Consider the following 21,183-nt stretch of genomic DNA (forward strand, 5'->3'; position numbering starts at 1 on the left):
GCGCGATGGACCGTGCAGTCGACGCCGATGCACTGGTGCCCGCGGTGCCGGGGCGTGCTGCTCTCGCCCGCGCCGATCGGCGCCCCCGCCGAACGCCGCAATTACCGGTGGGTGGCGCGCCGCCCCGATCACCGCATCCGCAAGAGCGCCGGTGCGCGCCCGGCGCCCATCGCGACCCCGCGCTACACCGAGATCCCGCGCTGGGGTCTGCTCGACCAGCCGCCGCTCGAGCAGCCCGAGGCGGCGCTGCCGTTCGCGAAGCTGACCCGCCGCGTGTCGTCCCTGCTGATCACCACCGCGGTCCTGTTCGGTCTCGCCGCGCTCGGCGAATTGCTGCGCTACCTGGTGCTTTTGCGTAACCGGACCCGGCTGATCCATCCCGCGCTGCTGTTCGCCTCCGACGCGTTCGTCGTCGGCGCCGCCCTGCTCGCCCTGGCGTTCGCGCTGTTCAGCGCGCTCGCGATGGTCGGCTGGCTGATCCGGACCCGGCGCACCGTCTTCGCGTCGGCCGGGCGCGGCGAGCCGCGTTCGGTGCGGGCGCTCGTGCTCGGCTGCGTTGTCCCCGTGGTGAATCTGATCTGGCCGGGCGTCTTCCTGAGTGAGATCCTCGCCGAACACGACGATCCACGGGCGGTGCGCGCGGTCCGGATCTGGTGGGCGGCCTGGGTGGGCGGCGGCATCGTGGCGGCGGCCGCGCTGCTCTGGCGGACCGCGGACTCGTTGCAGGCCAAGGCCGACGGCGTGCTGTTCACCGCGTGCACCGACCTGGTCGCCGCCGCGGTAGCCCTGCTCACCCTCACCATGCTGCGGGCCATCGAGGAGCGAGACGCCTTCGGCCACAGCCGGATCGCGCGCCGCTGGGTGATCGCGGTCGACCCGCCGATTCCGGTGATCGAACCCGTGCAGCCGGGCGGTCGCGGCGCACACGCTACCGTCGAGCCGCCCGTCGCCGCGCTGGACGCCGCACCGCAGCACACGCCCGACGGCACACCGGACCGTGAGCAGGAGGAGGTTATGGCCAAGTGAGCCAGGGCAGTCGCGCGCCGTTCGTCGTGGCGCATCGGGGCGCCTCGGCGGCGCGTCCCGAACACACGCTCGCCGCATACGAATTGGCGCTGCAGGAAGGCGCGGACGGCGTCGAGTGCGACGTCCGGCTGACCAGGGACGGGCACCTGGTGTGCGTGCACGACCGCACCGTCGACCGGACCTCCTCCGGCACCGGCCTGGTCAGCGAGATGTCGCTGGACGAGCTGAAGGAACTCGACTTCGGCGCGGACGGCGCGCCGTCGCCGGTGCTCACGCTCAGCGAGCTGATCACCCTCGTGCTGGACTGGCGCAGCAGGCCGACCAAGCTGTTCATCGAGACCAAACATCCCGTGCGCTACGGCGCGCTGGTGGAGAACAAGCTGCTGGCCGAGTTGCAGCGGTTCGGCATCGCCACGCCCGCCTCCGCCGACCATTCACGCGCGGTGGTGATGTCGTTCGCCGCCACCGCGGTCTGGCGGATCCGCCGCGCCGCGCCGCTGCTGCCGACCGTGCTGCTCGGCGAATCCTCGCGCTACCTCGGCGGTTCCGCCGCGACGACGGTCGGCGCGACCGCCGTCGGGCCGTCGGTGAAGACGCTGCGCGAACACCCCGAACTGGTCGACAGGGCCGCCGCCGCGGGCCGCGCCACCTACTGCTGGACCGTCGACGACCCCGACGACGTCCGCCTCTGCGCCGACCTGGGCGTCAGCTGGGTCGCCACCAACCACCCCGGCCGCACCAAATCTCTCCTCGGCACCCCCTGAACGCAAGCCACCACGCACAACCGCAAGACCGACCCGCCTGCCGCGGCACCCGCCGGACTTCCCTGCGGATCGAATGGGCGGGCTGTCGCGCGCCGGAGTCCGCGGTGTGTGCACCTATCGGCGTAGATGTGCGGGATCAGATGGGTCCGTCGATCAGCCAACGGCGATGCCGATGCGTTCGATTCCACATGTGCACCGGTGCGGATCATTTGGGCGGTCCTGTCGTGCCGAAGTCGGCGTGCGGACCAATCGGCGTAGGTGCGGTGGATTTGTCGATGGGCCAGACGTGCCGATGCGCTGGGTGTCCTCACGCGTGGATTGCCGCGGACCGGGGGAGTGGTCCTGCCGCGTGTGGCTGACGTGCCGCCGGGAGCGCGGTACCGCGCCGGAGTCCGCACCGCGCCGATCGCGGAAATGGTGGACACCTGGGCACATTCCGCCGGGGCGTGCGGGGGTTGTATACCCCGGTGAACGGATCGTGCAGGGGGTGGTGATGAACGTGGTTGGGGGCGTGTGCTATTCGACGGGAGCGTGGGGTGGGGCGGGGTCGGTGGGGATTCGCTGCCGTGGCGCGCGGGGTGGCGGCGGGCACACCCTGTAGGTTGACCCCCCGTGGGTAAGAGCAAGCGCAACAGTCCTAAGCCCGGCGGGAACCGGGCCCAGCGTCTCGCCGAGCGGAAGGCCGCGCAGGAGCAGGCGGCGCAGTCCGTCACGCGTCCCTTCGAGGGGCTGGCCGCGGAGTGCGATCTGGTCGCGCTGCGCGAATTCGTGCCGTCGGCGACCGCCGAGCTGAAGCTGGTGTCGAGCGTCGCGGCCGAACGCCCGGTCGTGCTCGCCACCGTGCTCCCCGGCGCGGTCGCCGCGCTGGTGCGCGCGGGTGAGCCGCCGACCGGTTTCGTCGGCGCGCAGGTGCAGTTTCAGGGTGCCGACGCGGGCGCGGACCTGGCCGCCGCGATCCTGTGGACGCAGTCCGCCGAGCCGGGCGACTCGCTGTCGTCGGTGCAGAGCGTGGCGGGCGGCCCGCGGCTGGCCGACGTGATCGATCCGGGCGCCGCCCTGGATCTCACGGTGCACCAGGACTTCGACTGGTGGGTGCCCGAGGGCGTGCAGCCGGACGCGCAGGTGGCCGCGACCATCGAACAGGCCAAGCAGGCGATCATGCCCTCGGCGCGGATCGCGCTCGACCCGGGCACCGCTGGCGCGGCGTGGTGGGTGGATGCCGGCGAGAAGGCGCACATCCGCTGGGTCCGTCCGGAGAACGAGGACGAGCTGATGCTGGCGCTGGCGCGGCTGCATGCCGCGGGTGGACTGCAACTCGGCGAGGGTTCCCGGTTCGCGGGTTCGTTCCGGACGCACGGCGTGCTGGTCCCGGTGTTCGACCTGGACCGGGAGCGGCACGCGGACGAATGGACCAAGCCCGCCGAGGAATTCGGCGTCCGGCTGGCCGAGGCGCTCGCCGTCGACGCGCCGCTGAGCGCCGAGGAGCGTCGCTCGCGCGACGGGCTGCGTTCGCGCCAGGTCACCCTGCGCTGACCAAAATAAAGCGGATTGATTTCAGGCAAAATCCAGCCGAATGATCTTCGCTCCGTTAGTTTTTCCTCTGACACCGAAGGCTGGTGTGGGTGAGGGCAGTCTCACCGAACGATGAGGAATGAGGGCACACCAATGGAGCAGATCCTGAAGATCATCACGTCCCTGATCAGCACGCTGAGCGCCAGCTAGCGCTCGCGCGGGATACGGCGAAAGGCCCAGCTCGTCGCGAAGAGCTGGGCCTTTTTGCTCGAGTCGCCTCGGTCTAGACGGTGCCGCCCGCGGCCGACGGCGCGCCGGAAGCGTCACTCGGACCGCTCATTTCGCGGGCGATGAACTCTTCCAGGTCGAACAGGTTCGACCCGGCGCGATCGGCGATATTGAGCAGGGTGGTCATATTGGCGACCTCCTCGACCTGCTCCTTCAGGAACCACTGCATGAACTGCTCGCCGAGGTAGTCGCCCTCTTCGCGGGCCGTGCTCGCCAGCTGGATGATCTGGTCGGTGACCGTCTTCTCCTGGGCGAGGGCCAGCGCGATCGGCTCGCGCACATTCTCGAACTTGGATTTCGCGGCGTCGATTCCGGCGAGGTCGACGCTGATATCGCGATCGAGGAAGTACTGCACGATCATCATCGCGTGATTACGCTCTTCGACCGCCTGCGCGTAGAACCGTTTGGCCAACTGGGGCAGATCAGCATTGTCGAACCACACCGCGATAGCGATGTATTGATGTTCGGCATTGAATTCATGCCTGATCTGGTCGTGGAGCAGGCCGTGGAATTTGCTGCGAGGGGACTCCGGATGGCTGGACATAGTGGTGACATTAGCGCTGGTCAGGGCGCGTGTCATCCAAGTGCAACCTTATTGAGGCTAGTATTGCCTAATTAATTCTGTGCTGCGCCCGCCATTCTCGGGCCGGTGGTATCGATGCGTTGGGGTGCACGTAACTCGCGCGCAATGAACTGTTCGACATCGAACAGATCGTCCGCGCCGCGGTCGATCACGGTCAATAGCGTGCTCATCCGGGCGACGTCCTCGACCTGTTCCTTGAGGAACCATTGGATGAAACGCTCGCCGAGATAGTCGCCCGACTCGCGGGCCGCGCGGGCGAGCCCGGTGATCTGGGTGCCGCGCCGCTGCTCGTCCTCCAGCAGGAAAGCTATTGTGGCACGGGGGGATTCGAAGGCGGACCGGACCTCGTGCAGCCCGCCGATGCGGACCGGTACGTCGCGATCGAGCAGATACTGCACCATCCGCAGCGCGTGCCCGCGCTGCTGCTCGGACTTGGCGTAGCAGTGTTTCGCCAACTGCGGCAACCGATTCGAATCGAAGTACACCGCCGCGGCCAGATACTGCTGGGCGGCGGTGAAGCCGCGGTGCAGTTGCTCGTGCAGCAGACCAGGGAACGACTCGTCGGTGTCGGCCATGTGCTCGACGTTACCTGGTGAGCAGATCCTCCGGGATCGGTTGGTCCTTGGCCAGCGCGTCGAAGAATCCGCTCGCCTTGTTCTTGTCCCAGAGCAGCACGTTGCCGCTGGCGGTGTCGTCGAACCCACCGATCGGCACCGTGGTCGCCACGGTGTCGCCGCGCAGCGCCCAGCCTAGCTGCGCCAGGTTCCAGATGTGGTCGCCGTTGTCGACCTTCAGCGACTTGACCGTGTCCGAGGCCAACGGCCACAGCGTGAACGGATTGGCCAGTGTCGCAGCGCTTGTCGCCTTCTTCAGCAGCGCGGCCATGAAGATGCGCTGGTTGTTCATCCGGTCCAGGTCGGCCAGCGCGGTCGCGCGGCTGCGCACAAAACCGAGCGCTTCCGGTCCGGTCAGCTTCTGGCAGCCCGCGGGCAGGTTGATTCCCGCGAGCGGGTCGTCGATGGCGGCGGGCAGGCAGACATCGATGCCGCCGAGCGCGTCGACCACGCCGGCGAAACCGCTGAAGCCGATCTGCGCGTAGTGGTCGATGCGCAGGCCGGTGGCGATCTCCACGGTCTGCACCAGCAGCGGTGCGCCGCCGATGGCGAAGGCCGCGTTCAGCTTGTCCTTGCCGTTGCCTGGGATGCTGACATACGAGTCGCGCGGCAGGCTCACCAATGTCGCCTTACCCGACTTCGGCAGGTGCACCAGCATGATCGTGTCGGTGCGTTCCGGACCGACCTCGCCGCCGGTGGCGAGCTGCTGCTCCTGCTCGGCGGTCAGGCCGGCGCGGCCGTCGGAACCGACGAGCAACCAGTTGGTGCCCGGCGTGTCGGCGATGCGCTCGGCATAGTTCGCCAGCGCCGGAATCCGGGTCAGGGATCGATCGAGCTGCACGACGGCGCCGATCACGGCGAGCACGAGCACCAGCAGGAAGACGAGGAACCAGCGGAAATAGTGTCGTTTGCGGCGCGGGCGCGGGGCACGCTCCTGGCGTGGCGGGGCGGAAGGGGGCGGTGGCGGCGGTGCGCCGCGGAACTGTCGCGGCGGCGGGTCCTCGCGATAGGGGACCGGCTGCTGGGTCGGCGCGTGGGTCGGCGGGCGGCGCTTGTCCATCGGCGGTGGTATCCGCGTCGCGGCCTGCTCCGGCGGCACCTGCGAGTAGGCCAGCGGCGGCGCGTGCGGGCCGCCGCGCCGCATGACCTGCGTCGGTTCGACGTAGGGTGCACGGGGGTCACCAGGCGGCGGACCCGCCCGGTGCGGTCCGGGCCGTGGCATCGGCGCCCGGCCGGGCGGCGGCACCCGGCGCATCGGCGCGCGGTACTGGGGGTCGTCGCCATTCATCACAATGACTCTACTTATCGCTCGTCGCTCCGGGCGCTCGTGCGCCGGATGATCTCGGCCCGGCGTGCCGGTGCCAGCGCCCTTCCATCGGGAGCACTCTTTATGAATTCGCCTGGACCGGCGCGCTGTTATCGCTCGGCCAGGAACGGTTGGGTCACAGCTGGGTCGCCGGAGGTCACGCCCCTGGAAAAACTTTCGGCGCCGATGTCGAGAACGCGAGGACCGCTCCGTCCCAGGGACACAGCGGCCAGAATGGGCCGTACCGCACGAAGGAGATCATCATGGCGAAATACCTGCTGCTCAAGCACTATCGCGGCGGCCCGGCCCCGGTTGTGGACCACGGGCCGCTGGACCAATGGACACCGGCCGAGGTCGACGCGCACATCCGGTTCATGCGTGATTTCGCGGCCCGGTTGGAGCAGACGGGAGAGTTCGTCGACACCCAGGCACTCTCCCCGGAGGGCGCGTTCGTCCGATACGACGGGGAGGGACGGCCGCCGGTGACCGACGGGCCGTTCGCCGAGACCAAGGACCTGATCGCCGGGTGGTACATCATCGACGTCGAGTCCTGGGAGCGCGCGGTCGAGTTGGCCCGCGAGCTCTCCGCCGCGCCCGGCCCCGGCGGCAAGCCGATCTGCGAATGGCTCGAGGTGCGGCCGTTCTACGGCGTGCCCGCCACGGTCACGGAGTGACGTCGGTGGACGCGGCGGCGTTGCGCACTCTCACCCCCGCGGTGCTGGCGATACTCGTGCGCCGCGGCGCCGATTTCGCCGCCGCCGAGGACGCCGTGCAGGAGGCGCTGATCGAGGCGTTGCGTGCCTGGCCGGACGAGCCGCCGCGCGATCCCAAGGGCTGGCTCGTCGCGGTGGCCTGGCGCAAATTCCTCGACGCCGTCCGTGCCGAGACATCGCGGCGCAGGCGCGAAGAACTCGTCGAGGTCGAGCCGCCCCCTGGCCAGGCCGAGACCGCGGACGACACGCTGCAGCTCTACTTTCTGTGCGCGCATCCGTCCCTGACGCCCGCTTCGGCCGTCGCGCTCACCTTGCGCGCGGTCGGCGGCTTGACCACGCGGCAGATCGCGCAGGCGTACCTGGTGCCGGAAGCGACCATGGCGCAACGGATCAGCCGAGCCAAGCGGACGGTATCCGGCGTCCGGCTCAACCGGGCAGGCGATGTCTCGACCGTGCTGCGCGTGCTCTACCTGGTCTTCAACGAGGGCTACACCGGTGACGTCGACCTGGCGGGTGAGGCGATCCGGCTCACCCGCCAGCTGGCGGCGCTGACCAGGCACGAAGAGGTCGCGGGTCTGCTCGCGCTGATGCTGCTGCACCACGCCCGGCGCCCGGCGAGGACCCGCGCCGACGGCAGCCTCGTGCCGCTGGCCGAGCAGGACCGCGGTCGCTGGGATACCCGCCTGATCGCCGAGGGGGTCGACATCCTGCAGACCGCGCTGGCGCGCGAGCGGCTCGGGGAATTCCAGGCGCAAGCCGCCATCGCCGCACTGCACGCCGACGCCAGGACCGCCGCCGAGACCGACTGGGTGCAGATCGTCGAGTGGTACGACGAATTGGTCGCGCTCACCGACAGCCCGGTCGCGCGTCTCAACCGAGCGGTCGCAGTGGGTGAGGCGGACGGCCCACGCGCCGGCCTGCTCGCCCTGGCCGAACTCGAACCCACCCTGCCCCGCTACGCCGCGGTCGAGGCGTACCTCCGCGAACGTGACGGCGACCGGGAATCCGCCGCCCGCCTTTACCGCGCCGCCGCCGACGCCGCCACCACCCTCCCCGAACGCGAACACCTCACCCGGCAGGCGGCACGCCTCAACGCACTGCTGCGCGGGTGAGCGGGCGGTATCTGCTTGCCGGGCAGGTGTTCACGGCAACCAGGAGACGTGGCCGCGGAGGAAGGTGTAGCCGAGGTAGGCGACCGCGTCGATGGTGGCGTGCGCGAGGACCAGTGGCCACAGCCGGTTGGTGCGCTGCCAGTAGCGTCCGAACACCAAGCCCATCACCACGTTTCCGATGCCGCCGCCGAGTCCCTGGTACAGGTGGTAGCTGCCGCGCAGCAGCGCCGAGGCGAACAGCGCGGAATTCTCCGACCACCCCAGCTTGCGCAGCCGGGTGATCAGGAAGGCGACCACGATGATCTCCTCGGCCAGCGAGTTCGCGCACGCGGACAGGATCAGCGCGGGCAGTCGCCACCAGTGGTCGTCGATCGAGGCGGGCACGATCGTCACGCTCATCCCCAGCGCGTGCGCGACCAGATACAGACCGAGGCCCGGCAGGCCGATCACGGCGGCGAGCACCAGTCCGGGCAGGACATCGGCGCGAAAACGCAGGCGTGTCGCGAGCCCGATCAGCCGCGGCCCGATGCCGCTGCGCCACAACAGGTACAGGCCGAGCGCCGCCCACCCGAGCAGCCGCGCCACGCTCAGCAACTGGAACAGCAGATCGATCGCCGACTGCGTGGAGCGCGACGGATTCAACGCGACCGTGCGCCCACCCACCCCGCCCGGTGCGAGCGCGCTCTCCACCAGCGACAGGGCCGCATTGAGCCCGCTCAACCCGAAGGTGACCACGAGCACGACCGCGATCTCGAGTTTGATCCCGAGCCGTTCCCGCTCCGTCAGCTCCGCAGGCTCGTCACCAACCGCACCACGCATCCCTCGAATCTATTGCCCGGCACGCCGCGCGTCGCGTCACGCACCGCTGGCGGGTGACGCATCAGGTCCGGGTGGGGTCAGATCCGGCGCAGGCCGTTGAGGAACGGGCAGCCCGCGAGGGTGCGGACCGCGCGGCTGAGCGCCTCGATGTTGTCGGCGGGAGCGGTGAAGGGGAGTCGGAAGTCGTGGTCGCCGTCGCGGCCCTCGACGCGCAGGGTGAGCCCGTAGCGGTCGATCGCGAGCGGGTGCACGATGCCGTGCTGCAGGCGCGGCGGCAGGTGCCTGGCCAGTTGCGCGACCACGTCGGCATGGTCGGCGTCCAGGTGCTGCAACCACGCGGATTCCAAGGTGCAGAACGGATCCGGCTGCGCCAGCCGCAGTTCGTCGACGCTGACCGACTCGGCGCCGGTCGAGTCGGCGACCACCGCGGAATTGATCACCAGGCGCAGCAGTGTCGCGGTGTGGCCGACATCGAGCAGGCCGGGATCGGGGTGATCCTTGGCGACCTCGGTGGCCAGCGCGCGCTGCGCCTGCGTCGGCACCGCACGCACCCAGCCGCGCAGCCAGACCAGCGCGCGCACCGGTTCGCGCAACGGCAGCGGCGCGTGGTCGGTGAGCTCGAGTACCGCGGGCGCCCCCGCGTCCGGGGAGTTCCCGGCCAGCACCGCGGCCACCGAGGTGGTCGGCACCGCGATCACGGCGTCGCCGCATTCGCGCAGGTGATGCACCGAGACCGGCGTCGGATCGATGCCGGGCATGGCCAGCACGGCCTGCTCGGCGTGCGCGCAGGCGCTGCGCACCCGCTCGGCCGTGGACGGCGCGACGGTCGGTGTCGGACGCGGCATACAAACCTCCGTGGTCGTGCTCTGCTCGGCGCTCAATTAGGTTACCCTAAGCTAAGTGACGCGACGAACATCCGCAAGCGTTCCCGCCACCCTGATCCTGAGAATTCACCCGCGGTTCGGGACGCGAAGCCGGTTGTTACGGTGGATCGGTGGCGCACGGATCGGCATCAGGGAGCGAACCGGTACTCGTGGCATTGACCGCACCCGCGCGGCGCAGCCTGGTTGACGGCCTGGTGCGCGCGCCTCGGGCCGAGGCGACAGTGCCGGTGCTCGACGCCGATGCCAGCGATACCGCGGTCGCCGAGTTCCTGGCGGGCATCGTGCACACCGACACCGGCTTCATCGCTCGCACGTCCTCGGGTGAGCGTGCCCTGGCCATCGTCGCCGCCACCGCCGCCGCCCTCTGCGGCGAGGACATCCCGACCGCCATCGCCCGGCCCGACCTCGCCTTCCTGACCGGCCTGAAACCCCCTGCGGTAGAAGCACTCCGCTCGGTCCTGCTCGCCATCGAGGCCGACTCTCCGGACGCCTTGGCCGAGGCCCTGCGCCCCCTCGCCGGCAGCTGACCCGCGGCCGACGCTGACGAGTTGCCCGGGTCGACGCGTTGACGCGAGCGCGCGTCGAGCCTGTTGTCGACACGCGCGGTTTCCGCTCGTGCGCGGGGTGCTGCCCGGCCGATGGCGCTCGGAAGTAGCGGGGTGCGGGTGAATCTCGGGAGGGTCGGCCGCCGACGCAAGTAAGGTCGTAACCGTGCCGCGCATCGCGTACTTCGGGCCCTCCGGAACCTTCACCGAGATGGCCCTCGCCGACCTCGAGATCTCGGGAGCCTTCGAAGAGGCTGTCGAGCGTGTCGCCGCGCCCAGCCAAGGGGCCGCGTTAGAGCTGATCCGGAGCGGGGACGTCGACGGCGCGGTGGTGCCGATCGAGAGTTCGGTGGAGGGCTCGATCTCCGCGACGCTCGATTCGCTGGCGATCGGACCGCGGTTGCAGATCGTCGCGGAAACCGAGCTGGAGGTGACGTTCACGATCCTCGGCCGTCCCGGCTCGACCCTCGCCGAGGTGCGCACCCTCGCCGCCTATCCGGTGGCCGCCGCCCAGGTCCGCGAATGGGTCGCCCGCGAGTTGCCGCACGCGCGGCCCTACACCTCGGCGTCGAATGCCGCGGCCGCCGAGGACGTCGCGGCGGGCAAGGCCGATGCCGCCGTCTCCACCGCGCTGGCCGGGCAACGGCTCGGCCTGATCGCGCTCGCCTCCGGTGTCGCCGATGTCGAGCAGGCGATCACCCGATTCGTGCTGGTGACACCGCCTCGGGTGGCGCCGCCCGCGACCGGCGCGGACCGCACCTCGATCGTGCTCGAACTGCCCAACGAACCCGGGTCGCTGATGCGCGCGTTCGCCGAATTCGCCACTCGCGGTATCGATCTGACCAGAATCGAGTCCCGTCCGACGCGCACCGGGATGGGTACCTACCGCTTCTACCTCGACTGCGTCGGGCACATCGATGACATCGCGGTCGCCGAGGCGCTCAAGGCGTTGCATCGCACGGCCCGGATCCGGTTCCTCGGTTCCTGGCCCGCGACCTCGGCGACCGGCACGCCGCCGCCCTCCGACGAGTCCGCCGCGGCGTGGCTGACCCAGCTGCGAAAGGGGGTGGCGGATCTATGAGTACCGCACAGGATTCCGGCCGCACGATCGGTCCGGCCAAGCTGGTGCTGGTCCGGCACGGCGAGACCGAGGGCAACGTCGCGAAGCTGCTCGACACCGCGGTGCCCGGCTTGCCGCTCACCGAACGCGGTGCGGCACAGGCGAAGACGTTCGGCGAGACGCTGCTGACGCCGCCGCGCGTGCTGTTCTGCTCGACGGCGTTGCGGGCCAGACAGACCGCGGGCTACATCGAGGCCGCGACCGGGGTGTCCGCCACCGTCCTGGACAACCTGCAGGAGGTGCAGGCCGGCGACCTGGAAGGTCAGCACAGCGAGGAAGCGCACCTGTACTTCCAGCGCATCTACCGTGCCTGGCACGAAGGCGATCTGGATCAGCGCATCCCGGGCGGTGAATCCGGCACCGACATCCTGGCCCGGTTCATGCCGGCGATCGAGGACCTGCGCGAGCGCTACCTGACCGCCCCCGGCGCGGGCGACGTGCTGCTGGTGAACCACGGCGCCGCGATGCGTCTGGTCTCACGCTACCTAGCCGGCGTGCAGCCGCCGTTCACCACGAACAACCACCTCGACAACACCGAAACCATCGAGCTGGTCCCTCTCCCCGACGGCGGTTGGAGCTGCATCCGGTGGGGCCGCTTCACCCCGCCTTTCGGCTACGACGTGGCCCCCACCGCCGACGACCCCATGGGCTGACCCCGCCCCGGGCTCAGCCCTGTTGGGGTTTGGCGGGGAACTCTTCTCGCTCCGGTAGGCCGCTGATCAAGTCCTGCAAGGCGGTTCGGAGTCGGCCGGGGGTTCCCGAGCTGAGGGACGTCCACTTCACGCCGTCATCGGACTTGCTGGCGGTGGCGATGAAGCGGCCGGAGCGGGTGTTGAAGACGGCGATGTGGTTGTCGGTGACGTCGCGGGTGCCGTCGCCGTAGACAACGCCGACGATCTCCGCGTGCGAGTGGATCTGCACCATCGCGGAGGCGAGGGTCTGCGAGTCACGCGGCGGGGTGCCGACCTTCGCCAGCCGGTTGGCGGTGGCGGCCGCGTCGCCGGTGTCGTCGAAGATCGGGACGAGCTGCTCGGTCGGCGCGTTCATGCCGGTCAACTCGAGCGGCTCGGCCGGGCCGAGCGCCGCGATCACCGGGCCCGGCAGATCGTCTTCCACCTCGTCGATCACGTAGGACTGCGGCCCGCGCAGGGCGACGGCGACAAGGTCGTCACCCTTCGCGAGACACATGCGACTCATGGCACCGTCCACGTGCAGCCGCAGTGCGACCACCCAGTGCGGTCGGTACAGCGCCCGCAGCCGGTCTTCGAGTTCTTGATGCACCGCGTCATCGATCAGCAGTTCCCGGTCGATGAGCGACTGAGCGGCCGCGGCCATCGCTGCGTCGTGATCGGCCACGTTGTCGTACTGCCCGCGTGCGTCCAGCACGACGGGCACCTCGTCGATCTCCAGTTTCTCCAGGAGGAACTGCATCTCGTCGAGCGACAGCACAACCGACGCGAGCAGCGACGGGCCGCGGCCCGCACCCAGTACCGTCACTTAGTGGCCGTCCCGGCGGGTTCGGCGCCGATCACCCCGTCCGCGGCGTAGCGGCCGTCGTTGAAGTGCTCGGTCGAGCGCAGGTAGTCCTGACCCTTGTGCTCGGACTCGTCGTCCTCGTCCCGCACCTGGTTGCCCAGCAGCGGGCTGCCGTGCGCGGCGTTGTTGCCGCGCACCGGCGCGCCGGTGGGCTGGGCGACGGAGGAGTTCTCGACGACGGCGGCCGTGGCGGGTGCGCCGCCCGCCGCGCTGCCCGCACCCCAGCCTTCGGGGAGCTTCAGCGAACCGTTGCCGAACGACACCGTGCCGCCGCCGAGGGACGCGGACCGAGTCGCGGACGACGCGGCAGCCGCCAGGCCCGCGCCGCCGACCATCGAAGCCGGTGCCGCGGTGGCGATTCCGGGCGCGGCGACCGCGCTGGTGACGGCCGAGACCGCCTGCGAGCCGATGGTGCCCACGGTGGAAACGCCGGTGGTCGCCACCGAACCCGCGACGTTCGCCGCCTGGGTCGCGGCGCTCACCACGGCCGGGTTGTTGACCAGCGCGCCCGCCGCGGAGATCGCGGTCTGCACCGGGTCGGCGTTGGTGGTGCTCTGCGCGGCCTGCTCGGCGCCGCCCGCGTTCGCCTGGCCCGCGCCGTGCGCGATCGCGGGCGGGTTGACGAACTCACCGGGCGTCACGACCATCGCGGTGGTCGCCGCCTCGTAGGTCTCCATGGTCAGCGCGGCACGCAGGTCGAGCGCGGCCTTCGCCGCCTCGGCCGCCTCGGCGCTGCCGTTGAGCACGCCGCCGGTCGAGTAGGCGGCGACGCGCGCCGCGTCGACGGCCGCGATCTCCGGGATGCTCGGCATGGCCAGCGACGCCACGGTGTAGGCGATCGCGTTCGAGGCCGCCTTCGAGCTCATGGTGGCCGCCATGACACCCTGCTGCTCGGCCCAGCCGACGAATCCGGTCAGCTTGGACAGCGCCGAGATGCCGTTGAGGCCCTGCATGCCGACACCGAGCTCGGCCATCACCCGGGCGACGGTCGCGGTGGCATCGATCCAGGCGGCGGTCAGTCCACCCCACGCGGTGGCGGCGGCCGAGATCGGCACGGCGTGCGCGCCCGCGTTGAGCGCGATCGAGTTGCCTTCTGCCAGACGGGGCAGCCAGAACACCCCGGTGATTCCTGCGGTCATGCGTTTCTCCCCTTGCTTTGTTCTTTTGTGCTGTGCCCGCAGGCTTAGGCGATGGTGGAGCTGACGGCACCGATCGTGCCGGCCCGGACGACGTCCTCACCGATGTGCGTGACGAGCTGGGAACGCAGCGTCGCGGCCGCGTGGTGCAGCTCGAGGATGCCCTGGGCGACGGCCTGATCGTGCGTGGCGGCGCCCTTGTTGAGGTGGTTCGCGGCGTGCAGCGAGACCTCGTCCATACCGGAGGGGATGACATGCGTCGCGGGCGCGGTGAGCGCGGCAGCGGCGGCCAGCCGGTCGGCGAGCAGGTCAAGCTCGGCGGCGGCGGCGAGGACGACTTCGGGTGCGACTAGTACGTGGCCAACCATGACTCGACTCCTTCTAGTGGCGGCTATGGGGCGGAACCACGAGAATTCCCCCTTCGAGTGATAGGACGCGACAGCCAGGCAATCGGTTCCATCGAATCCCCTAAAGTTTCTTCCCTGCTCACCCCAACTGCAACCGCACTCATACAGCTGGGGTAAAGACTAGCCCCATCCCAGCTCATGCAGGCGGTCTTCGTCAATGCCGAAATAGTGTGCGATCTCATGGATCACCGTGATCGCCACCTCCTCGACCACCTCGTTCTCGTCCGCGCAGATCGCCAAGATCGAGTCGCGATAGATGGTCACCGTGTCGGGCAGCGAGCCGCCGTAATGGCTGTCTCGTTCGGTCAGCGCGATGCCTTGATACAAACCGAGCAGATGTGGGTCCTCCGGGTTGCGAGGTTCGATCAGTACGACCACATTATCGATGGCTCGGGCCAGCTCCGGCGGGATGCGATCGAGCGCGTCGCCGACCAACTCCTCGAACCGGTCCTCGGACATGGCGACCGACATCGGCGTGGACTACCTCGGCTGGGGTTGCGGCGGCAGCGGCGCTGCGCCGGGCAGCGGCGTCGGCGTGGACCGGCCGGTGTTCGGCGGCGGTTCCGGCGCCTGGCCGTTGATCAGGATGTCGCCCTTGGCCGAACCGGTGATCGGGGCGAACCCCTCGCGATCGGCCCCCTTGCCGACCATGCAGTCCAGCTTGCGGCTACCGGCCAGCCAGCTGCGCGCGTCGAGGAAATCGAAGAACAGCGTGAGGGTCTTGTTGCGGATCACGTCGGGTCCGCCGAGATAGTCCGAGGCGGTGCGGGCGCACTCGTCCTCGACGAACTTGTCCTGCTCCTCCTTGGCCGGCGGGCCGCCCTGGAAGCGCTGGCCGAGGTCGATGGTGGAGACCACCTCGACCGAGTGCACCTGGGCGCAGTCCACCGGATCGGTGGGCAGGTTCTGGTTGATGCCGAGGCAGACGCCCGGCCCGTAGACCTTCGATTGATCGTGCTGGGTGGCGCTGCCGGTGGAGGCCGGGGTGCCCGTGCTCGCCGCGTACTGCAACCCGCAGCGCAACGTGCGGTCCCCGCGCTGCCAGCCGTCCGGGCTGGGGTACATGAGCCCGACGATGTAGCGCCCGCGCGGATCGAAGCGCCCGCCCAGGTACTGCTGCACCGCGGGCACGCAGTGCTCCTCCTTCAGCTCGGTGAGCCGCAGTGAGTCGGGGAACCGGGCGCCGGGCGCGAATTCCTTGCCCGGGTACTTGCTCATGTCGACATCGGCCGCGACCTCGAACATGTGCTTGGCCTCGCAGCGCACCTTGACCAGGTCGGAGTGATCGGGCTTGGACCAGCTCAGGCAGTCGCCCTTGACGGCGGTGCCGAACTCCTTGTCCACCACCGGCTCGGCGGGCGAGCCAGGGGTGTGCGCCTCGAGCCCCTTGTTGTCGAAGCCGGTGACGAACAGCGTCACCAGCGCGGCGACGACCGCGCCCGCGGCGACCAGCAGCAGGCCCCAGCGCAGGGTGGGCGCGGGCAGGGCGGTCTCGCCGGTGAACACACCCCGCACCGAGCCGAACACGCGCCGCACCGCGGCGCCGCGCGACGGCTTGCCGCGGGTGGCGAACCGACTCGACGGGTCGGACTGGGGCACATGATCGGAAGGGGACATCGCGATCCATCATGGCAGTCTCCGGCGCGCGGTGCCACGACTGGTGTGATCAGCCGCTTCCCGGCTCAGCCACGCAGCGCGGACCAGAAGATGCCGGGGATCCGGGCCGGGTTGACGGTGGCGTAGAACTCGGTCAGCTTGCGCCCGGTCGCCGCCGCCGTCGTATTGCCGACGAACCACGGCGGCTTCGGCGACAACGCGAGCTCACCGTGCAGCAGCGAGCGCGGTGCGGGCCGGAACGGCCCGCGCATCACCGTGCGCTCCACGTCGTCGAGCAGGAACGCGTTGTGCACCACGCCGATTCCGCTCTGCACGTCGTCGAGGGTGTGCCCGGGGAACGCGCCCCACGAGGCGCGCGGCGCCAGGAACGCGAGCCCGGTCCAGGCGTTCACCGCGATCGTGCCGTAGCGCAGCCGCTCGAGCGCGCGGTCGAAGTCCGGGCCGAGCTCGCGGATGGTCCCGGGGTGGGCGAGCACATTGGCGCCCAGCGTGCCGGTGAGCTCGGTGTTGGCGAATTCGACCGCGCGCGTCAGGAATTCGGTGCCCGCGTAGGGCAGTTCGACCACCCCGAGCACCGGTGCGAAGTATTCGGTGCGCAGCAGCGGTGTCTCGGTGCGCGGCACCTGTTCGACCAGCACCCGCCCGCCCTCGACCGAGGTGGCCTTGGGGTAGGCGGCGAGCGCGTCGGCGACTCGGTCGTCGCTGCCGGGGTAGTACGGGGTTCGCCGCGGCGCCGCCGCGAGTGCCGTACGCAGCTCCGCCAGGAACTGCTCCCGCAGGTGCCAGCCCTTGCTCAGCACGAGCGCCTGGGCGGCGACACAGTTGTAGCCGCCGTTGTGCAGCCGCTGGGTGGCCACGTGCTCGGCCTGAAAGCGCAGGTCCGCCTCGGACCAGTCGCCCGGCACCACGATGGTCGGCGAGACGCCGCCGAGTTCGCTGGTGATCGGCTTGGCCAGCAGCGGGCGCTGCTCGCGCTTGCGGTCCAGCCCCGCCTGCCCCGGCCCCCACACGATCGCGTCGTGGGTGAGCGCGCTGCCGGTCATGTGCACGTGCGCGACGTCGTCGTGGTGCACCAGATAGCCGCCGGTCTCCGCGCCGCCGGTGACGATGCGCAGCACCCCCAGTTCGCAGAGCGGCGCGAACACCATCTCGTAGACCGTGTACAGCGGATCGGTGATCGGGTTCAGCTTCAGGATGACGACGCGGTTGTGCGCGTACAGCTCGTACAAGGCGTCCAGCGGCGGAATGGAGGTGATGTTGCCCGCGCCGAGCACAACTCCGATGCCGCCGGTCGCGCCAGGATCGAGTTGGGCGAGCCCGGCGCGCCGCCGGGCGGTATCGGCGTCGACCCCGGGACGCAACCACACCTCGCCGCGAAAACCGTTGAGCAGCAACCGGTCGTAGCCGCTGAGCGGCAGGATCGGCACCGCGACGCGATCGCCGGGCGCGGTCTGGAGCGTGACGCCGTCGAGCGGGCTGCGTCCCTGTTCCAGCGCGGCCAGCGTCGCGGAGAGGGCGGCGGTGGCCTGCAGCAGGGTGAGCGGGCCCGACATCCATTCCTCGCCGACCAGCGGCGAGTCCGCGGCCAGCCCCTTGATGGTCTGGGCGGCGCGCACCCAGTCGCCGGCGAAGCGGCCGGTTCTGGTGTGGATGTCGTCGAGGAGTTCGCGGCGCCTGCGCAGCGGGGTCGCGGCCCAGACCCGCTCGCCCGCGCTCAGCTCGGCCAGGGCCGCATCGATCGCCGCTTCGTCGAAAGTTGTCCCCATCCGGCAACTATGCCCGGGTCATGCGGCCGGTGTTCGCCATCCCGGGATATCGGCGTGAAACAACAATGCCCAGACCATTAGGCTCAATGCCCATGATCGACCTCCGATTCCTGCGGGACAACCCCGACGCGGTCCGTGCCTCCCAGCGCGCCCGCGGCGAAGACCCCGCCCTCGTCGACGCCCTGCTCGAGGCCGACGCGGCCCGCCGCGCGGCCGTCGCCACCGCCGACAACCTGCGTGCCGAGCACAAGGCGATGGGCAAGGTGATCGGTAAGGCGAGTAAAGAGGAACGGCCCGCCCTGCTTGCGCAGGCGCAGGAGATGTCGCAGAAGGTCAAGGACGCCGAGGCCGCGCAGAACGCGGCCGACGCCGACCTCGACGCCGCCCAGCGCGCGATCTCGAACGTCGTGCAGGAGGGTGCGCCGGCCGGCGGCGAGGACGACTACATCGTCCTGGAAACCGTCGGCACGCCACGGGAATTCGATTTCCAGCCGAAGGACCACGTCGAACTCGGCGATTCGCTCGGGCTGTTCGACATGGAACGCGGCGCGAAGGTCTCCGGCGCGCGCTTCTACTTCATGACCGGCTACGGCGCGCTGCTGCAGCTGGGGCTGTTGCAGCTGGCGACGCAGCGCGCGGTCGCCAACGGCTTCACCATGATGATCCCGCCGGTGCTGGTGCGCCCCGAGATCATGGCGGGCACCGGCTTCCTCGGTCAGCACTCGGCCGAGGTCTATCACCTCGAGGAGGACGACCTGTACCTGGTCGGCACCTCGGAGGTGCCGCTGGCCGGCTACCACTCCGACGAGATCCTCGACCTGAGCGCGGGCCCGAAGCGCTACGCGGGCTGGTCGACCTGCTTCCGCCGGGAGGCGGGCAGCTACGGCAAGGACACCCGCGGCATCATCCGGGTGCACCAGTTCGACAAGATCGAGATGTTCGTCTTCACCACCCCGGAGCAGGCCGACGCCGAGCACAAGCGGTTGCTCGCGTGGGAGCAGGACATGCTCGCCGCTGTCGAGGTTCCTTACCGGGTCATCGACGTTGCCGCAGGCGATCTCGGCAGCTCGGCCGCGCGCAAGTTCGACTGCGAGGCCTGGGTGCCGACCCAGCAGACCTACCGGGAACTCACCTCGACCTCGAACTGCACCACCTTCCAGGCCCGCCGCCTGGCCGTGCGCTACCGCGACGAGAACGGAAAGCCGCAGATCGCAGCCACTTTGAACGGCACGCTGGCGACCACGCGCTGGATCGTGGCGATCCTGGAGAACCATCAGCAGGCCGACGGCTCGGTGCGGGTGCCCGCCGCACTGGTTCCGTTCGTCGGCACCGAGGTGCTGACGCCGCCGCGCTGACGACGCCCAACGTTCGCTGCTGCCACCGGGTTTGGCCGCCGACGCGCCCGGCCGCGCGCTCCGCGTGACGCGGCCGTTCGGGCGGTGCCACGCGGCGGAGCCAGCCGCGTGTCCGTGAATAGCTATCGGTTCGCCATGCCGGATTCACGGGATGTGGCAACCGCCGGGATTCGTTATGTCTAGGCTATTGCCCGTGCGAGGAATCGGGGCGCGCGGCGATACCCGAACCCGGGTGCGGGCGGCATCGGCGCTGGCGACAGCTATGGTCATGGCTCGGACCACCGGGGCGTTCTACGTCATGGGTGGTGTACTGGGCCTGCTGATTACTGCGATCGCCCCGGGCGACGAGGGTAATCGGCCGTTGGTGGGCACGGCTGCGGCAATCGCGCTGACGCTGGGGCTCACCCTGCTCGCGTGGGGTCCGCGCCTGCCCCACTCGATCCACCACATGTACGTCGCGATCGCGACGGTGCTGGTGACGATCGCGGTGTACGCGTTCCCGAACACCGTCGGGGCGATCAGCCTCGCCGCGTTCTATGTCTTCATCGCCTGCGACGCCGCGCTGTTCTTCGCGTGGTCGTATGCCGCATCGCACATCGTCTTCGCGCTGGTGCTGTGCCTGTGGGTGCTGCCGGCGCGGCCGGTCGAGCCGGGCCTGCCGTGGTGGTCGGGGCTCATCCCGGCGGGCGTCACCCTCGGCGTCGGCATCGTGGTCGGCATTCTGACCAGGATGGCCTCGGAAGCCGACATCGACGTGCTCACCGGACTTTTGAACCGTCGCGGTTTCGATCGGGCGCTCAATTCCGCGATCGAGCAGGCCTCGCGCACCGGCCAGGGACTGGCCCTCGTGCTCGTCGACTTGGACCGGTTCCAGAAGATCAACGACCATCTCGGCCATCGCGCGGGCGACGCCGTGCTGCAACGGGTCGCCGACACCTGGTCGAAACTGCTTGCGCCGGACCAGCGTCTGGCTCGCTACGGCGGCGACGCGTTCGCGATGCTGCTGCCGAACACCACCGAGCAGGCGGCCATCCTGCTCACCGAACAGTTGCGTGCCGCCGTGACCACCGGCTGCTCGGCCGGCGTGACCTCCTGGCAGCCAGGCGAATCCGGTTCGCTGCTGGTCAGTCGCGCCGATGTCGGGCTGTACCGGGCCAAGCAGGCCGGTCGCAATCGCACGGTGCTCGAATCGTCGCGGCAGCTGCCGCTCGCGGTGGAGCTGCGCGAGGCGATCGACTGCGGCGCCCTCGACGTGCACTATCAACCGATCGTCAGCCTCACCGAGGGCGGCGGCAAGGCGGTCGGTGTCGAGGCGCTGCTGCGCTGGTCGTCCAGCGCCCAACCCGACGTCACCACCGAGGGCCTGATCCGCGTCGCCGAGGAATACGACCTCATCTCCGACCTGGACGAGCTGGTACTGCGCCGCGCCTGCGCCGATGCCGCCCGGCTGCAGGACACCTTCGCCCAGCTCGATCTCACGCTGAACGTCAACGTGAGCGGGCTCGAGCTGGCTGAGGCCGGGTACGCGGACCGGGTCGCCGACATCCTGGCGGGCACCGGCTGGCCCGCCGATCAGCTGGTGCTCGAGGTGACCGAGAGCGAACTCGCCGCCGAATCGCAGACCGCCATCGCGAACCTGCACACCCTGCGCGAGCGTGGCGTGCGGATCGCCATCGACGACTTCGGCACCGGGTACTCCTCGCTCAGTAGGCTCGCCACGCTGCCGAGCGACATCCTCAAGGTCGACCAGTCCTTCGTCGCCGCCATCCGTTCCGACTCGCCCGCGCCGCCGCTGCTCGGCGTGATCGCCGCGCTGAGCAGCGCGCTCGATCTGCAGGTCATCGCCGAGGGTGTGGAAACCGAATACCAGGCCGCGGTGCTCACCGAACTCGGCTTCGCGCTCGCCCAGGGCTACCACTACAGCGACTCGCATCCCGTCGCCGAGCTGATCAGCGACCTCAACGAGAACCAGGGCCGCGTCGGTCCCGGCACGCATGATCGGGAACTCGGCGACGGCGACTCCATGCACGCCGCCAACGGGTGGTTGCCGCTCGGCTGAGCCGCGGCGCCCGGTCGCGAT

Annotated in this window: 21 protein-coding genes; 10 read left to right on the forward strand and 11 right to left on the reverse strand. The window is 70.0% G+C overall.

Going from position 1 to position 21,183, the window contains the following annotated elements; all coding sequences use genetic code 11:
- The first annotated feature begins 54 nt into the window (after nt 1-54).
- The 3 genes from F5X71_RS00740 (at nt 55) to F5X71_RS00750 (ending at nt 3,323) form a co-directional block, all read left to right on the forward strand.
- Nucleotides 55-1,026: a DUF4328 domain-containing protein gene (locus F5X71_RS00740; RefSeq protein ID WP_167460207.1), complete on the forward strand. Its 972-nt coding sequence runs from the start codon at nt 55-57 to the stop codon at nt 1,024-1,026.
- Nucleotides 1,023-1,790 (forward strand): glycerophosphodiester phosphodiesterase, encoded by a 768-nt coding sequence (locus tag F5X71_RS00745; protein WP_167460208.1) that lies wholly within the window; start codon nt 1,023-1,025, stop codon nt 1,788-1,790. Before F5X71_RS00740 ends, F5X71_RS00745 begins: the two co-directional genes overlap by 4 nt.
- A gap of 612 nt (nt 1,791-2,402) precedes the next feature.
- Complete coding sequence (locus F5X71_RS00750; protein ID WP_167460209.1) at nt 2,403-3,323, forward strand: DUF5926 family protein; 921 nt, start codon at nt 2,403-2,405, stop codon at nt 3,321-3,323.
- A gap of 262 nt (nt 3,324-3,585) precedes the next feature.
- Here F5X71_RS00750 and F5X71_RS00755 read toward each other — a convergent pair whose 3' ends face one another.
- From F5X71_RS00755 to F5X71_RS00765, 3 genes are all read right to left on the reverse strand, one after another.
- The gene (locus tag F5X71_RS00755; protein ID WP_014980911.1) at nt 3,586-4,134 is read right to left on the reverse strand and encodes a ferritin; all 549 of its coding nucleotides are present in this window, start codon (nt 4,132-4,134) and stop codon (nt 3,586-3,588) included.
- Nucleotides 4,135-4,205: 71 nt separating this feature from the next.
- The gene (locus F5X71_RS00760; protein ID WP_167460210.1) at nt 4,206-4,748 is read right to left on the reverse strand and encodes a ferritin; all 543 of its coding nucleotides are present in this window, start codon (nt 4,746-4,748) and stop codon (nt 4,206-4,208) included.
- A 10-nt stretch (nt 4,749-4,758) separates the two neighbouring features.
- Entirely contained in the window at nt 4,759-6,075 is a 1,317-nt protein-coding gene (locus F5X71_RS00765) for an LCP family protein (protein WP_167460211.1), read from the reverse strand.
- A 281-nt stretch (nt 6,076-6,356) separates the two neighbouring features.
- Between F5X71_RS00765 and F5X71_RS00770 the strand changes: the two genes are divergently transcribed.
- Nucleotides 6,357-6,767 carry a YciI family protein gene (locus F5X71_RS00770; RefSeq protein ID WP_167460212.1) on the forward strand — a complete coding sequence of 137 codons (411 nt, stop codon included), beginning with the start codon at nt 6,357-6,359 and terminating at the stop codon, nt 6,765-6,767.
- A 5-nt stretch (nt 6,768-6,772) separates the two neighbouring features.
- Nucleotides 6,773-7,918 carry an RNA polymerase sigma factor gene (locus F5X71_RS00775; protein WP_167466078.1) on the forward strand — a complete coding sequence of 382 codons (1,146 nt, stop codon included), beginning with the start codon at nt 6,773-6,775 and terminating at the stop codon, nt 7,916-7,918.
- Nucleotides 7,919-7,948: 30 nt separating this feature from the next.
- Here F5X71_RS00775 and F5X71_RS00780 read toward each other — a convergent pair whose 3' ends face one another.
- Together F5X71_RS00780 and F5X71_RS00785 are read right to left on the reverse strand one after the other, a co-directional pair.
- Nucleotides 7,949-8,737 carry a CPBP family intramembrane glutamic endopeptidase gene (locus F5X71_RS00780; protein ID WP_167460213.1) on the reverse strand — a complete coding sequence of 263 codons (789 nt, stop codon included), beginning with the start codon at nt 8,735-8,737 and terminating at the stop codon, nt 7,949-7,951.
- Nucleotides 8,738-8,814: 77 nt separating this feature from the next.
- Complete coding sequence (locus F5X71_RS00785; RefSeq protein WP_167460214.1) at nt 8,815-9,582, reverse strand: DUF2470 domain-containing protein; 768 nt, start codon at nt 9,580-9,582, stop codon at nt 8,815-8,817.
- Between the two features lie 188 nt (nt 9,583-9,770).
- On the opposite strand from F5X71_RS00785, the gene F5X71_RS00790 reads away from it, so the two are divergent.
- From F5X71_RS00790 to F5X71_RS00800, 3 genes are all read left to right on the forward strand, one after another.
- Nucleotides 9,771-10,148 (forward strand): hypothetical protein, encoded by a 378-nt coding sequence (locus tag F5X71_RS00790; RefSeq protein WP_238815654.1) that lies wholly within the window; start codon nt 9,771-9,773, stop codon nt 10,146-10,148.
- 184 nt (nt 10,149-10,332) lie between these two features.
- On the forward strand, nt 10,333-11,247 hold the full coding sequence (gene pheA, locus F5X71_RS00795; protein WP_167460216.1) for a prephenate dehydratase: 915 nt from the start codon (nt 10,333-10,335) through the stop codon (nt 11,245-11,247).
- The gene (locus F5X71_RS00800; protein WP_167460217.1) at nt 11,244-11,939 is read left to right on the forward strand and encodes a histidine phosphatase family protein; all 696 of its coding nucleotides are present in this window, start codon (nt 11,244-11,246) and stop codon (nt 11,937-11,939) included. Before pheA ends, F5X71_RS00800 begins: the two co-directional genes overlap by 4 nt.
- 13 nt (nt 11,940-11,952) lie before the next feature.
- On the opposite strand, the gene F5X71_RS00805 is transcribed toward F5X71_RS00800, so the two are convergent.
- From F5X71_RS00805 to F5X71_RS00830, 6 genes are all read right to left on the reverse strand, one after another.
- Entirely contained in the window at nt 11,953-12,783 is an 831-nt protein-coding gene (locus F5X71_RS00805; RefSeq protein WP_167460218.1) for an ESX secretion-associated protein EspG, read from the reverse strand.
- On the reverse strand, nt 12,780-13,961 hold the full coding sequence (locus F5X71_RS00810) for a PPE domain-containing protein (protein ID WP_167460219.1): 1,182 nt from the start codon (nt 13,959-13,961) through the stop codon (nt 12,780-12,782). The genes F5X71_RS00805 and F5X71_RS00810 overlap by 4 nt, the downstream gene beginning before the upstream one ends.
- Before the next feature lie 44 nt (nt 13,962-14,005).
- Nucleotides 14,006-14,326, reverse strand: coding sequence for a PE domain-containing protein (locus F5X71_RS00815; RefSeq protein ID WP_014980924.1), 321 nt, complete (start codon nt 14,324-14,326; stop codon nt 14,006-14,008).
- A gap of 159 nt (nt 14,327-14,485) precedes the next feature.
- The gene (locus tag F5X71_RS00820; RefSeq protein ID WP_167460220.1) at nt 14,486-14,836 is read right to left on the reverse strand and encodes a metallopeptidase family protein; all 351 of its coding nucleotides are present in this window, start codon (nt 14,834-14,836) and stop codon (nt 14,486-14,488) included.
- A gap of 9 nt (nt 14,837-14,845) precedes the next feature.
- Nucleotides 14,846-15,982, reverse strand: coding sequence for a septum formation family protein (locus F5X71_RS00825; RefSeq protein ID WP_238815655.1), 1,137 nt, complete (start codon nt 15,980-15,982; stop codon nt 14,846-14,848).
- A 65-nt stretch (nt 15,983-16,047) separates the two neighbouring features.
- Nucleotides 16,048-17,748 carry an aldehyde dehydrogenase family protein gene (locus F5X71_RS00830; protein WP_167460221.1) on the reverse strand — a complete coding sequence of 567 codons (1,701 nt, stop codon included), beginning with the start codon at nt 17,746-17,748 and terminating at the stop codon, nt 16,048-16,050.
- A 92-nt stretch (nt 17,749-17,840) separates the two neighbouring features.
- On the opposite strand from F5X71_RS00830, the gene serS reads away from it, so the two are divergent.
- Entirely contained in the window at nt 17,841-19,103 is a 1,263-nt protein-coding gene (gene serS, locus F5X71_RS00835; protein ID WP_167460222.1) for a serine--tRNA ligase, read from the forward strand.
- Nucleotides 19,104-19,371: 268 nt separating this feature from the next.
- Nucleotides 19,372-21,162, forward strand: coding sequence for a putative bifunctional diguanylate cyclase/phosphodiesterase (locus tag F5X71_RS00840; RefSeq protein ID WP_238815656.1), 1,791 nt, complete (start codon nt 19,372-19,374; stop codon nt 21,160-21,162).
- Nucleotides 21,163-21,183: the final 21 nt, after the last annotated feature.

This window comes from Nocardia brasiliensis, from assembly GCF_011801125.1.
GTDB classification, from domain to species: Bacteria; Actinomycetota; Actinomycetes; order Mycobacteriales; family Mycobacteriaceae; genus Nocardia; species Nocardia brasiliensis_C.